Annotated in this window: 11 protein-coding genes; 5 read left to right on the forward strand and 6 right to left on the reverse strand. The window is 37.8% G+C overall.

Going from position 1 to position 15,200, the window contains the following annotated elements; all coding sequences use genetic code 11:
* Positions 1–257: 257 nt before the first annotated feature.
* Complete coding sequence (locus M2135_RS02100; protein ID WP_280746921.1) at positions 258–878, forward strand: hypothetical protein; 621 nt, start codon at positions 258–260, stop codon at positions 876–878.
* Here M2135_RS02100 and M2135_RS02105 read toward each other — a convergent pair.
* The gene (locus M2135_RS02105) at positions 875–1,900 is read right to left on the reverse strand and encodes a hypothetical protein (protein WP_280746922.1); all 1,026 of its coding nucleotides are present in this window, start codon (positions 1,898–1,900) and stop codon (positions 875–877) included. The genes M2135_RS02100 and M2135_RS02105 overlap by 4 nt on opposite strands.
* Before the next feature lie 133 nt (positions 1,901–2,033).
* On the opposite strand from M2135_RS02105, the gene M2135_RS02110 reads away from it, so the two are divergent.
* Positions 2,034–2,450: a putative quinol monooxygenase gene (locus M2135_RS02110; RefSeq protein WP_280746923.1), complete on the forward strand. Its 417-nt coding sequence runs from the start codon at positions 2,034–2,036 to the stop codon at positions 2,448–2,450.
* Here the strand turns inward: M2135_RS02110 and M2135_RS02115 are convergent.
* Entirely contained in the window at positions 2,447–3,739 is a 1,293-nt protein-coding gene (locus M2135_RS02115; protein ID WP_280746995.1) for an L-serine ammonia-lyase, iron-sulfur-dependent, subunit alpha, read from the reverse strand. The genes M2135_RS02110 and M2135_RS02115 overlap by 4 nt on opposite strands.
* A gap of 129 nt (positions 3,740–3,868) precedes the next feature.
* Between M2135_RS02115 and M2135_RS02120 the strand changes: the two genes are divergently transcribed.
* A complete protein-coding gene (locus M2135_RS02120) occupies positions 3,869–4,927 on the forward strand; it encodes a class I fructose-bisphosphate aldolase (protein ID WP_280746924.1) in 1,059 nt (352 codons plus the stop codon).
* A gap of 16 nt (positions 4,928–4,943) precedes the next feature.
* Here M2135_RS02120 and M2135_RS02125 read toward each other — a convergent pair whose 3' ends face one another.
* The 3 genes from M2135_RS02125 to M2135_RS02135 all read right to left on the reverse strand — a co-directional run bounded on the left by M2135_RS02125 (position 4,944) and on the right by M2135_RS02135 (position 11,818).
* Positions 4,944–8,501 (reverse strand): carboxypeptidase-like regulatory domain-containing protein, encoded by a 3,558-nt coding sequence (locus tag M2135_RS02125; protein ID WP_280746925.1) that lies wholly within the window; start codon positions 8,499–8,501, stop codon positions 4,944–4,946.
* 559 nt (positions 8,502–9,060) lie between these two features.
* Positions 9,061–9,798 (reverse strand): hypothetical protein, encoded by a 738-nt coding sequence (locus tag M2135_RS02130; protein ID WP_280746926.1) that lies wholly within the window; start codon positions 9,796–9,798, stop codon positions 9,061–9,063.
* A 448-nt stretch (positions 9,799–10,246) separates the two neighbouring features.
* Positions 10,247–11,818, reverse strand: coding sequence for a DUF362 domain-containing protein (locus M2135_RS02135; RefSeq protein ID WP_280746927.1), 1,572 nt, complete (start codon positions 11,816–11,818; stop codon positions 10,247–10,249).
* Positions 11,819–12,282: 464 nt separating this feature from the next.
* Between M2135_RS02135 and M2135_RS02140 the strand changes: the two genes are divergently transcribed.
* The gene (locus M2135_RS02140; protein WP_280746928.1) at positions 12,283–12,783 is read left to right on the forward strand and encodes a thioredoxin-like domain-containing protein; all 501 of its coding nucleotides are present in this window, start codon (positions 12,283–12,285) and stop codon (positions 12,781–12,783) included.
* Between the two features lie 125 nt (positions 12,784–12,908).
* Here the strand turns inward: M2135_RS02140 and M2135_RS02145 are convergent, their stop codons facing one another.
* Complete coding sequence (locus M2135_RS02145; RefSeq protein WP_280746929.1) at positions 12,909–13,415, reverse strand: hypothetical protein; 507 nt, start codon at positions 13,413–13,415, stop codon at positions 12,909–12,911.
* A gap of 61 nt (positions 13,416–13,476) precedes the next feature.
* On the opposite strand from M2135_RS02145, the gene M2135_RS02150 reads away from it, so the two are divergent.
* Positions 13,477–15,153, forward strand: a complete 1,677-nt coding sequence (locus M2135_RS02150) for a hypothetical protein (protein ID WP_280746930.1) — start codon at positions 13,477–13,479, stop codon at positions 15,151–15,153.
* Positions 15,154–15,200 lie beyond the last annotated feature (47 nt).

Raw genomic sequence — 15,200 nt, forward strand, 5'->3', positions numbered from 1 at the left:
AAGATCAGACAAGCTTAGTTTTTTCGAATGACAGATCGTATTTTTAGATAAAGTATTGATCCGGAAATTTTATTTTTTAAGTTCTATCTTGGCACTATTTTCAAAAGCATTATGTAACTTGCACCAAAATTAGAGATCATATACGTTCTATAATCCACCATAAAGCCCTGATAGTAAAGATGTATAATGCACTTCCCCGTAGATTTAATATTCATTCTTTTTTATATTTCATACCATTATTCACTTTCCTATGGTTAATGTATGGTTGCAAAAACGATGAGGATCCAGAAACAGTTATAAGCATCCCCAATACGTGTCTTATAGAGAATGAAATTATAATTTCAGAAATTGCAGGTATACCCGAAAATGTAAGCTTTAACAAAGTCAAAATAGAAATAACGGGATCTTGTTGGGAGGTTATAGACCTTATCGAAGCAAACTACAGCGAAGGAGTAGCGATCGTCTCGCTTCCGGCTCACCTTCCGGAGGAAAAACTTCAACTGGTCGTTCGCCTCAATAACAACATGTGCGGTTTTTGGGATGCTACATCTGATAATACAGATGCACGTGTAGCCGCACTTGGAGACATTATTGCATACAATAACAATGAACAGGTAGGCAGAATATACCTTTCCGACTGGTCCGGAGAAGGATCGGCTGCACACAAATCATTTGTTTATTACCATTATGCCGACCGTCCTTTTACATTATCCGGTAAAAATGCGACTTACAACTATTCTGCTTCGTTCAAGGAAGGATGGAATGCCTATGCCAATATTAACCCGGCAGAATCGCATGGACCCGGAGGTGTTTTTTGTACGACTACCATTACCGAAAAGACACCTCTTAGCTGGCATTTTGAATCGTGGGTCTATTAATTTTTTTGAAAAACCAACCCGACATCGAGTTTTTCCGCGGTTGGCAGTAAACCCAATAACGACTCTACAAGCGGAGTCAAATTTTCCGGTAAAGAAGAAACAAGAAACGGAATGAGTAAATCAATCACAGGAATCACCACCTCTTTTGAAAGATAAAAGGTCATATGTCCCCCGTCTTCTTTGAGATTGAAAGGAATTGCATAATAACCTCCCAGGTAACTTAAGGAGGTTATAACATCCTCGACACGAATACCCAAATCCAACAGCGGAACAACAAACTCAGCCAATGTGATCAGATTCCGATCGACAGCCAACATCAACTGATCATCAACCATTGTATATTGAATATTAAGCATCTGCATTATATATTCAGGCAGATAGGTATCCTCATTTTCACCCTGTTTTCGCCAAGAAACATTGAAAAAACCATCTTCACCCAGCGAGATATTGACCATCGAAACCTTACCGGCTATAAGTTGTCCTACAGCAGGACCCGCGACCATGTTTATCACATCATCAAGAGCCGGATTGGCGGTTTGAACTGCAACATAGACATCCGCAGAAGACCCACTGTCCCCTGTATGAAAATTTAAACGCCAGTTGCCCGTGACAGGTAAGTTCATCTTACGGGTTAAATCGATATTCAGTATACCATATTTATCAAAAAAACCATTCACAATAAGTGTGACACCATTTTCAATAAACTCTCCTGAAATGGTATATTGTCCATCTGTTAATTTCAAATCAACATCAAAAGCGACAGTCGTAAAATCTGGAATAAAATGAAACAACGTCAATGTTGCTTTATCCGCAGAAGTAACCTGAACATCAACCGATTTTCCTTCAACAATCAGTATCCGGTTATTCAACTTGGGATTAAGCATCTTCTCCTGATAAGTTCCGGATAATTCATTCCAACTATTCGTCGGATCTTTATCGTCGTCGCTACAAGCCACAAAGAGGAATATATTTAAAGTAAAAACTATTCCCCATAAGAGAGATATACCTGTTCTTTTCATCATTTATTTTTATTATGAATCACAATCTCCATTCACATACAAATAGCTAAGGTAAAGATTCTCTTTGAAAAAGAAAACATATCGGATTAGTTTCTATATTTGCAAACGAACATTCTAACAATATATCCAAACTATTATGAAACATCTATTCTTTTCTGCAGCATGCTGTCTGATGCTTTTATCCGGTTGTAACTCATCGTCCAACCAAACAACATCGCAAACTTGTGAAGCCGACAAGGCATCCATGAAATATGTGATGAATATGCACCGCAAAATATTGCCTGAACATATAGAGGCATACAAAGCATCATTTGAAAAATGTAGAGTGGAAACGCTCAAAGAACCGGGTTGTATATCGTATGCCATGTATCAATCCTATACGGATAATACCGAATTCTTCATTTTTGAAGTATGGGTTAACAAAGGAGCGCATAACGAACATGGACAAACAGCGCATCTCAAACAACATATTGAAGAGATCAAGGGTATGTCAGATCCTTCATTTAAAGCAGATAATGTATTAGTGTATGTGTGTCCGAATGTAAATGATTAACACGTTTTACCCGTCATTATATCCAATACCAGCCTGTCGGTAGCTTCCATCCCTTTGGAACCGATCGTCGTCAGGTTGGTAATGGTTTTATCAACATCTTCGTCTATAATTCCTTCAACCCCTGTTACCACTTTATCTTCCATGGCCATTAATGCTGAAAGCATGGCTGTCGAAACACCACTGGAAACTTTCATCGCACAACTTGGTTTTGCTCCGTCACAAATCATACCGGTCAGATTGCCAATCATATTTTTTACGGCATAAGAGACCTGTTTCTTATCTCCCCCCATCAGATAAGTAATTCCACAACTGGCTCCGGTTGCTGCGACTACACAACCGCATAAGGCCGATAATCGCCCAAGACTTTGTTTGATATAAATCACCATCAAATGACTTAACATCAGGGCACGAATCAACTCCTCTTCCGAACTCTGCTGATCCCTGGCAAAAGAGACAACTGGTAATGTAGCTGCTATCCCCTGATTTCCACTGCCCGAATTACTGAATACAGGAATCATCGCCCCGTCCATACGGGCATCACACGCTGCTGCCGTCATGGCCAACATATGCGTATAGGGTGATTCACCCATATATTTTTTCCCGATCGGTCCGGCTACCGTTTTGGCTACCGTATGACCATAATGGCCACAGAGCGATTCCTCTGCCGCCTTTACATTGGTTTCGGCTGTCTCTAAAATAAAACGGATTTCATCGGCCTCCATCTGCATCGCAAAATCATGTACAAGCGAGAAAGACAAACAACATTCCGTTTCAGACTCTTCCCCTTTACAATTCTTCCCGATTGATAGACGATCTTCTACAACAACTCCATTTTTTTCAATATAACTGATATCGGTATGGCAACAGGCTATTATCACACGTGCCGATTCTTCACCCGCCGTACTATAGACTTCAACGTAAAGTTTGTCGACATTTTCTTTTAACGTAATACTGATCATTTTCAGATCAATCATCTTTTTCCCCTCTGATAAGGCTTCCGGGGTCAGATCACGCAAAACCTCCAGCCCATAAGCCGATTTACCAATCAAAACACCTAGTGCAATTGCAATCGGTAAACCAACCATCCCTGTTCCAGGAATCCCGACCCCCATCGCATTTTTCAATACATTGGCGCTGAGAGATACCTCTATCTTTTCAGGACGTTTACCCAATACCTCTGCCGACTTTGCTGCTGCAAGCGCTACAGCCATTGGCTCTGTGCATCCGATAGCCGGTACAATTTCTTTATGGATTAACTGTAATATCTCTGTTTTTGTCGTCACATCAATAGCCATGCCAGCAAGATTTAGTATAAAATAATGTCGCAAATATACAGATTTCAAAGCAGTGTTGATCTACTTTATTCCAATCAAAACAAAACAGTTCTGAACTTGTTCTATTAAAAAACATATACAGTTATGGATACGAATAAAATAATTGATTTATTAGGTGACAAAAGTGATTATTATTTGAATCACCATTGCAAAACAGTCGACAAATCGCTGATACACCTCCCCTCACCCACTTTTGTGGATGATATATGGATGCAGTCCGACCGGAATATCCAAACATTAAATAATTTACAACGAATTCTGGGACACGGACGATTAGCGAATACAGGATATGTCTCTATTCTTCCTGTCGACCAGGGGATAGAACATACGGCAGGAGCCTCTTTTGCTCCGAATCCACTCTATTTTGATCCGGAAAACATTGTCAAATTGGCTATCGAAGGAGGTTGTAATGCCGTTGCGTCAACCTTTGGTGTATTAGGAACCGTTGCCCGTAAATATGCGCACAAAATACCATTCCTGGTAAAGATCAATCACAATGAATTATTAAGTTACCCCAATTCTTATGATCAGATTCTTTTCGGAACGATCAAAGAAGCCTGGAATATGGGTGCTGTAGCTGTGGGCGCAACGATCTATTTCGGTTCTGCCGAAAGCCGTCGCCAGCTTGTAGAGATCGCTGAAGCATTCGAATATGCGCACGAATTGGGAATGGCTACTGTTTTATGGTGTTACCTCAGAAACAACGATTTCAAAAAAGACGGAGTCGATTATCATGCTGCCGCCGACCTGACAGGTCAGGCGAATCATTTGGGGGCAACCATTCAGGCAGATATTGTCAAGCAAAAACTGCCAACCAATAACGGTGGCTTTCCGGCTATCAATTTCGGAAAAATAGATAAAAAGATGTATACCGAATTAACAACCGAACACCCGATCGACCTCTGTCGCTATCAGGTAGCCAACAGCTATATGGGCCGTATCGGCCTGATTAACTCAGGGGGTGAATCTCATGGTGCATCCGATTTACAGGAAGCTGTTATTACAGCAGTTGTCAACAAACGTGCCGGAGGAATGGGACTGATCAGCGGTCGTAAAGCTTTCCAAAAACCGATGAAAGACGGAGTCGAATTATTGCACACGATTCAGGAGGTATATCTGAATCAGGAGGTTACTATAGCATAATATACATACCTTTAAGTTATTTTACAACGATCTGTTTTACTTCATGCACGATTTGCCCATTAGCAGTAATTCCTTCAATAACAACCGAATAATGCGTACTAAAATCAGAAGTATAAAAATCAAATGAAGTTTTACCATTTACGTCTGTCACAATATCTGGTTTCCAGAAAATAGTCGTTCGTAAATCCGGTTTAATATTAAACTTCTGTTCCTGTGTTTCATAACGAGGCGAATAGAACTCTACAGGTTGTTGATATCCTAAAGGAGTTATTGTTTTTTGATTAAAAGCATTCTTCTTATTTTGGGGTATACCAGTTCCTGTTTTTGTTGTGATATTCACTACTCCATAGACTCCCAACAAACCATACACACCACTTTCTGAGCCAGGTCTGAATACATCTACACGTTCAATATCCTGACTACTAATCATCTCCAAAGGAGATCCCATATCCGGATCCATAAAAACGTCGTTAATGAAAATCGCTGGTTGCGTATTTTGCTGACTATTTTCACTCATATACATATTATTGATTCCACTAAATTGCAAGGATATATCATTAGGGCCTTCCCTTGCAATAACCGTAAGACCCGGAATAGAATTGAACACATCCAGCAATGTTGCTGGTTTTTTCTCTTCTAATTCAGTTTGTCCTATTGAAAAATTAGCTATTTTCGAATATACAGAAAACGGTTCTGGATCCTTATTCTGTTTACGAGCGATAATTTCTACATCCTGTAAATGCACAATGCGCATCTCATCATCAAATTTAGAACGTTCAGATGCTTTTTCTATAAAAGTGCCATTGGTTATACCTGATGTATCAGTCGCTTGTTGAATAATCCTTATTGGCTGTTTGTCTGCTAAAAATTTCGGTGTCGGAAAATAGACCTCATCAACATGTAGTTCAACCAAAGAATGATCTTTTTCTTTTTTAGACTGAAGAAAAAATTTGGTATCATTTGGGAATTCAAACTCCGTAAATATAAAACGCCCATCTTTGGCCGTCTCTGTACTAAAGGCCTCTCCTGTACTCATTACCATCATATTAACTGGTCTGTTTTTTAGAGGCCTGCCTGTTAATTGATTGACAACTTTTCCTGTAACAGCCAGACTTCTTTCAACTTGTTTTTGGGGTTGTTCAATCTTTCCTTTTATAACCTCTGGTATATGATAGCGTCTCCAACCATGTGTCAGCATCAGACAATCTAAAGCCTGTTGTGATTCTTCCGACTGATTCATCAGATAATAGGCCGGAGATTCAATATATCCTTTCAACTCTGATGTCAACAATAATGTAGAAAGTATAGATACCGTATGATCAACCGCTTGATCTTTATCATCTGTCACAGATACAGAAAAATCTCCGACTAAAGGCAATCCGTCAAGGTCTGTAAGTTCCATATCAGCTATGACACGATCTCTAATCTCATAATGTTTTTTATCTGTCGTAAATTCCAATTCGGTCTTTTTTTCATTACGGCAAAAGACTAACCGTTCACTCAGCGGATTCATTTGCCTATCAAACAAGACTATTTGTACAATACCGGAAGGAAATTCTTCTTTTGGGAATGTCATAAAAGTACTCGAATTATCCCATTGATTAAAATAAAGAACTTGTCCGCGACATTGGAGCAGAATATAGGCCGGAGAATAAACAGAAATATCTGCAGATTTTAAACGTTCTATGACCAATTGATCATCCTTATCATAAGTTACCGCAATAGAATAAGTTCCTCCCACTGCCAAAGGAAGGGCAAACCGTTTTTTATTCCCGTTTGCATCTATACAGTCGGCATAATAAATCTTTCCTTTTTCCGGTATAAAATCAAAAACTCCCATACCAGCATGATGTGTTTTCAGTGATGCCTGTATATTTCCATCAGTATCAACAATCACTCCGGAAATAGCCGTAGATATTCCCGTTTCATTTAGTGCTTTAAATGCTATTTTACAAGACACACCACAAAGTAAATGTCCACCCTCGGGGAAAAAAGAGACATCGTAATCCACCTTTTCTGACAACTCATTTTCATTAGCTGTTTGCTGTTGTTTTATGGAGATATCTCCAATGCGGATATGCTTTTTAAAAAAATAATCAGCATCAGGATTATCCATATAACGTGTATAGGCACGTAAAGTATAATAACCTTCAGACATCATTTCTGAAAGAAATATAGAGCCTTGATATAACCCGTTTTCCGGACGTATCAAAGAGCGATTTACTAACGTTCCTGATGAGTTGATTAATTCAACATATACATATCTGCTAAGAGATGAAGGCTGGTGAGTGGTAGCATCTGTTAGGTATGCTTTAAACCAAATACGTTCGCCTGATACATAATAGTCTCGATCTGTATGTAAATGTATTTTTTCCTGCGGATATGCTTGTAATTGATCGCTAAAATGGGTGAGCACTTTCTTTTCGAGTCGTGAATTAATCTGTGTAAACTCTGCTGTGTGGTTGGAATTATAGTCTATCGGTAATAGATAGTCAACCGGTAACATATTCCCGACCCGTTGTCCTCCCATGCTTCCTGCAAAAGCGACCTTATCTATCGGACTAATAATATGATAATGATCAACAAAAAAAGAGTCCGTATAAAAAAAGACTTGCGAATAATCATTACCATAAGTAATATCTAGAAAAGGAACCATCGGATTATCCTCATTGTTTTGTCTAACAGTTAACATCTCCTTCACACTTTTAAAATTAAGTGTAGTGTTATATTCTTTCGGATAAAGTTTTTGGTTTAAATGTATTAAAGCAGTATCTGTATTGTGATCAATCATAAAACAGTCATTCAAAAGCAACCGTTGTCCATTCATTTCCACTGTAAAACCAGATTCATCCAATGTACCCTCATAAAGATGTCTGATAAAATTATTAACAGATGATTCGTATGTTTTTATCCGATTTTGAATTATTCGGGGGGTATTCTCTCCCGTGTCTTTAAAAAAAGAAGTACCTAAATAATAGGAACGTCTCATTTTGGAATTTCCCAAGCTATTATCAGAATACCAAACTGAAAACTCTTTTAGGTCATAAGTCAGTTCATATCCTAAATAATTGTTTTTTATCACAATAGGCACATTAGATGTTGCTGTCAATTGTCTTGATTCTGAGTCATAAATAATACGGATATCATCCTCATTGAGGATCTGGCAATTTTTGCCACTCACATTAGTTCCTAAAAACTGATTACGGAAGGCTTTAAGCTTTTTCTCTCTACTATATTTTTCTGCTTTTCCTCTTATTACTATTTCATCTATTCTCTCTATCCGTTCTTGCAAATAAATAGTATCAGGTAATTGTTGAAAAGGCGACTCAATCACTATTTTTTCATACTTGAGGTAGCTAACGACTAAAGATGTATTGATCTCTTGTCCAATATGTAATTCAAATCGACCATCTATATCAGTAATGGTATTGTAGGAAGTCCCATTCAAATAAACTGTAGCATTCCATACTGGTTCTTTCAATACTTTATCAAAGACATAGCCCGTTAGAGTCTGCGCTTTTAATAATGTATTACAAAAGAAAAAAAAGAGAATAAAAAAAATACATTTTTTCATATTATTTTTTCATATTACTTTTTCATGTTACTTATTTGTAGGACTGACTTTTCAGCCAGTCCTATATTTATCCAACTATCAAACTAGATCATAGTCACAACTCCCATCATAGCAATTATTTGCACAATCTTGTGAAGAATAATAATATGACCAATTCTAAAGACATTCTGTTCTTTTATATCTAAAATGTCAATAATTTATTTTCTAGGATAATGTTATAAAAAATAAAAGTAACAACCAAATTTTTTTGGTCACAATTTGGTCACAAGTTACAAACACTCACGATTCCACGATGAAATCGTTATTATTCCTTCAAAAAAAAATAGATTAGTTCTATTTTTTGTCATTTCCGTGACACAAATTAACAAAAATACACATACTATTTATCAAAATCAGCTTTGATACATACTTTATTTGATCATCACAATGTAGTATTTGAATCCAGATATTACGATAATATAAAAGGAATATAACTTTTCATCCTCATAAAAAAGCGCTGAAACCAGGAACTTTTGCAACCTGTTCTTTCAGCGCTTCTTTATAAATAACTTCTTATGAATCAGAAAGCACGGAAGTTCAATTGCAAATTCAAGACCGGATAAATATTGAAATCCTTCAGGAACTTATTGAAATCACTAATTTTTTCATTGATTTCCAACTCTTTGATAGATGTAATATCCTGCCCTTCAACAACTCTAACCTTAGGACTTCCATGAAACATAGCACCCAGTTCGACTTTGAACCCAAACCGTTTTGTTTGAGTGACCGAACGGCCATAACCGAATCCCACATACGGTTTAAACCCATTGGTTTTAAGGTGAGCCGCCACACGACCATTTATACTCGGAGCAATAATCACATCCCCGATCTCAACCGGACGGACAGCATAGTCTGCTCGTACTTTAATGATATCCGATGTACCTATATACATACCCCCCGTAACATGGAACCGTTTATTACGTAAAGGAAAGAAATCGGCCAATAAAAGTCCGTTCACCATATTGGCTTTTGCCTTCATAGGAATGACCGCTTCATAATCAAGACTCACTCCTTCCTCCACCTCATAATAGATCACATCTTTGTAATCGTAGTCATACGTATATTGAAACATCATTACACCGGTTCGAAGCGAAAGCCAAGAAGTTACAGGGGAGGCTAACTGTATACCTACACCTAAAGTTCCGGCATTTACAGAGACAGACATATGTTTAAATGGCTTCACTTCATCCTGAGCATAAGACGTTACCACCGAACACCATAAGGCAAAAAGAAGAATCAGAAATGTGTTGTTTTTCATAAAAATATGTTTTTAGTTAGAAGTAATACAAGCCGAAATTTAGGTCTGCAAATATAGTGAAAATCCATAAGGAATAACTTATATAAAATTGTATCTCCAAATACAAGAATACTGAACACTTTCTGTAGAAACCAAAACAAAAAACCAAAACATCCAATCGATTTATTTGCAACTCTTATAACACTTTTTTGTTAGAGGTACGTCTAAATCAGTTTAGAGGTACGTGTAAAATCATTTAGAGGTACCTCTAACAGAAAATAGAGGTAGGTGTAACAAAAAAGTGTTGCAATTGCTATAAAAAAGCAGTCCATATGATATTTCAATATCTATTGTATGCAACAAAAAAACATCAGGCGATCTCCTTCCAGAGACAACCTGATGTTTTATAATCAATGTGAATCAGTGGCTAAAAAAGTATACTCCTACTCGAATAAGAGTTGATCCGAGTTCAATTCACTTTTTTATAAACCAATTCTATTCCGTCTTTTTTTCCAAGATTCCGATTATACTGTTTATCGGTCGCATTATTCCAGTGTTCGACCACACCGAGACTTTTCAACGGATTTCCGTTTCTTTCGGGATCATAACTGGTTCCGGAAGGAGGATTGGAGGCTAATGCAGCTTCCACCATATACATATCGGCGTAATTGATATCCACCATACCCGGCCATTCGGAAGAAAGAAAATCGAGACCTACAGCATCGATCGCCACCGGATCTTGTGATGCGAAGAGTGAGTTCGGCCAGTTGCCGTTGAATGGGGCTAATTTCCATTTCCCGGAAGGTTTGCCGTCGACTTTCTCTGAGCCATACAAGCCGTCTATCAGATAAAGCATTGTTTTGTCACCCAGGTATTCGTGACCCATAAAATCGACAAAGGTCATATATTGTGCTTTGCCTTCGCGGTTCTGATTGAAATTGTTATGTGCATTTTTCCGCCAATTGGAATGGATACTGGTGGCGCCATACCAGTTTTTCCCACAAAGCGTGACTCCCTGTCCACCATGCCCCTTGAGAATAGCGAAATTGATCACATAATCGGCATCCCGGAAGGAGGTTTCCAGTCCGGTAGCCAGTTGGCCGTTATCAACGGTATAAGGAATTGCATCCGCAACATAGATCGACTTGATACGTCCTTCTTCTCCACTGTTATCTACATAACGGACGTTCGGGAATTCGGCAGCACATTTGGTATAGATCGTGTGTGTCATGTACCGACTGGGATCTAATACCGTTATCGCATCCTGAGGTATACCGCCCTCGTTCACCAAGCTTCGAAGCAGTGAAAGGGTCAGGTGGGGTGATGCATTCAACTCCTCTGAGTCGTCATGCGAATAAGTGTTGTTCTGATTGATCTTGATAGCAATCTTCTCCCCTGTTTTATAACCGGAATTGCCTCTCTTCTTCGTTTGATTGAAATAAGAGAAAAGTGCATTCCAGGCCTCTTTTTCACTGTTTTTTCCGGTTAGAGATAAAATCGACTGTTGCATAAGAAGGTCACTGTTTGCCTGATTGTTCCAACGATCTTCAAACCAGTAGCCGGTTTGTTCGTCCCAGGTCGCTGTTCCCGGCGCATACGACCAGGCTACCCGCCCGGGAAAAATACCACGTGCCATACCTTGCGGAGTATTGGCCGGAAGCATAAATTTCAATTCAACATCTGCTGCACGAGCATACACCTCCTTCGCATTGTTGACTGTAAATAGAGCCGCACAAGCCAAACCTATCATGATAGATAGCGCAACCCAACCAAATTTTCGCTGTATAAACAGCCGCTTAGTTCCTTTAAAGGCTGCGATACTACCTCCTAACGACAACAGGTAGATCACAAACGTCGACATTAATGGAGCGGCAGTCTGCATACAGGGATAAGTCGCACGGGATGGTTTTGGAATGACACGAATCAGAAACCAAAGAGTCGCCGACAGTCCGAGACCAATAAAAACGAAGTGTCTGAGCCATTTGTTGACTGTCGTTTCTTCGTATTTTTTTTCAAAATAAAGATAAATACGCTTGATCATAAAAAATGTTTATTTTAATGTATATGGATTATTCAACTATATACGCTATGTGTTCGCGCACAAATATACATAAATATTATATCTGAAACAGGCATGAAAGAAGTTATCACCACAATGTTCGCCGGAAATTAAGAGATAAGACGCGGAAGAAAATTTTGCAACTCTATTTTCTTAACTCTTAAAACGATTGTTTTTTTACGGTGTGTGCGCTAAAACATATAAAATTACTTGTTTTTATCATAAAAAATATGTATAAAAACACTTTTGATCTATATTTCATGTATATTTGCACCCTCCAAAACAATCGAAGGAATGCTTTAGCGAAAGTATTTTTATGTTTTGTGTCCTGAAAATCAGGAGTCGGGAAAACACAATAAGGCAATAATCAAAACCGTTTACGTACAACGTAAACAATTTATATGATTTAGTGGTTTTCCGATTAAGTATAACTTAAATATGATTTTATGAGAGGAAAAGCTTATGTTCTCGTGATCATGGTTGTATTGATTACAATGGCTTCCGGATCAAAAGATGCAAATCCGACAGAAGGTTTAAACCCTGGAGATATTGCTCCGAGAATAGAGTCTTTAGAAAACCAGATTAATCTGGATTTTCAAAATCATTCGTCCCGTTACACCCTATTGAATTTCTGGGCGGCTTACGATGCCGAATCGAGAGCCTGTAACGTTCGACTAGCGAATGAGGTCAACAAATTCAACCCCGAACAAATTGCGATGTACTCCATTTCTTTGGATGAAAACGAATCGGTTTTTCACGAAACAGTCAAAATCGACAGACTGAATGGAGCAAAACAACTACACGAAGGGTTGGGTAAAATGTCAGTAGTGTATAAAAAATTCGACCTTGAAAAAGGGTTTCGCAATTTTTTGATTAACAACGAAGGAATGATTGTAGCAGTAAATGTCACTCCGGATAAACTGACAGAAGTATTGAATGCAAATTAATCAATTATGATTTATTAAATCGAGTAAGACTGTCCCCTATTCCGGGAGACAGTCTTATTTTTTATTTATCGCCCCATACCAGCATTTTCTTACTTCTATCTTCTTACTTCCAACTCCTACCCTCTTCATTTTTTCGGTGGAGGCAACGGAACGCCAATTTTTATAAATTCATCATAGACGACCTTCGGATGATCAGCTGATGAATGGGCTTTATTTTCTGTTTTTCGTTGGTTTCTGGATTTTAAATTTTCATCACTATACACACGTAAAGTCTCTGTCCTGTCGCCTAATAAAGAACTTTGAGAAACCTCCGAATTTAAGATATTCTCTTTCGGAGTGATTGTGGGAAGCAGATTCTGCTCCAATAAACCACGATAAGCACCGATATACTCACACCAAACAGATTTGCCCTGTTTGTAGATGCGGTAGGTATAATTTGACCAGGCCGTCGATACATGCACCTCATGATTCCAGATATCGACAGTAGCCTCCGAGTTAAAATAAGGATCTCTGATGACAACACGTTTCAGATTTGCAGTTTCTTCTTTGATAAGCGTCAGCCATTTATCAGAATGTAAGATTTCTGCAATAATATCAGCCAATTCTTCTTTGATCTCAAATTGTATGCGCATTGTTATTGCCTGCCGGTCAGGACTTTTTAAGGTTCCAGGTTCTAATTAAACACGTTCTGACATGATAAGTAATACAGATAGAAAACCGAGGGCAATCGTGGAAGCTTGCTCACAAAAATTGCCGAGAAGTCTCCTATTCTACAAATATAACGAAAATCCAGTAAAGGGTGAAAAAAACAACCTAAAAAAACAAGTCGAACAGAAAGACTTTATCCACATATTTTCAATTTGTGGCTCTCGCTTATATTTTATCAAATTTTTATTTTATACTTTTGTCACTTACAGACTACTTATACTAATATTTTTAATAAACCCGACTATCATGAAAGTAAACAGTTATTTATTAATTATTGCATTATTCGCGGCAATGTTTCTTACGGCTTGTAGTGACGACGATAAAAAGGAACAGGGTCCAGATCCAGATCCAACGCCAAACTTAAGTCTTGAGGATATTCTGGAACTTCCTTATTCTGAACTAACTCCAGAACAACAAAAAATAAAATTAGAAAACCAGTCAATCGCTTTGCTTGACATGGCTAATGATACAAAAAATTCAGCAGCGATTAAAACTTTTCAAAATCTAACCCATTTAATAGATATTTCAAACCCGGAATTAGTAAAGGGTGAAAAAACGAAAACAATAGAAGATGCTTTCGAATATGCCGATGTTTATGGCATTCACACTTGGAATAATGGGAAGTGGGTTAAAACCAACTCTCAATCTGAATTGAAATTTGTTTTCCCTTCAAAAAAAGGCAGTAGTTCGAATGATGCCGAATTAGTAATCAAAGCTGAAAGCTCAGGTATTCCCGTTGATATAAGAAACACAGACGAATATTGGGATTCTGAGAAAAACACTTGGATTGAAGAAGTAACAGAAACCAGATATTATTTACCAAAATCAGCTGAAGGTTTCATAAAAATTAACGGCAGCGAAATTGGGACAGTCGCTTTAAAAGCCGACTACAAAAACGAAAAAGAAGTTCCTGAAAAAATGGAGGTTGTTGCTAATCTAGAAAAATATACATTCGAAACCATTTTCAACAAAGCAGCAGAAAATGAAGTAGCATCAGTTTTAAAGAAAGGAAATGATACGATGTTCTATGCTTATGCTGCTGCAACGATCAAAATAGACGAAGTTTTTGATAAGGTCATAGATGTCGTTAAAGTACCTGACCACCTTTTCGGAAAAGTAAAATCATACATAAAAATATTAGACGACCTTATCATTGTTGCAACCGGTGATGCTGCCAACATGATAAAAGAATTAAATGCTTTGGATGATGAGTTCGATGCTAAATGGGATGCACTTTATGAATACGAGCATTGGAAAATGAAGGATTATTATACTATACGCAATCAATATGACAAAGAATATTGTGAAAAAAGTATCGCTATCAGAAAAAAATATATGACAGTTACTTTGGCTTCCACTGATGATGCGACTAAAATAGCTACTCTTGAGGAAAAAGCAGAGGCTGATTATTCATGGAGTGCTGAGGTATATTGGGATGAGAATGAACAAGAATGGAAAGATATTTACGAATACAATCCAGAAACATCCGATTATGAAAAAATGCATGAAGCAGACCCAAATGCAAAATATGACTATTATGAAGCAATACCATATTTGAGATTTAATGATAACACTTTGGTATCAGCAGATAATTATTTCTCTACAGGATTTAATGTTTTTATCAAAAAATGGGAAGATTTTGTCGCTGCTTTTAATGAATAATTATTACTGTAAATTTTTCTAAGCATTTTTTGTCAATGAACACAAAC

This window comes from Parabacteroides sp. PF5-9, assembly GCF_029893105.1.
Classification (GTDB): domain Bacteria; phylum Bacteroidota; class Bacteroidia; order Bacteroidales; family Tannerellaceae; genus JARXWG01.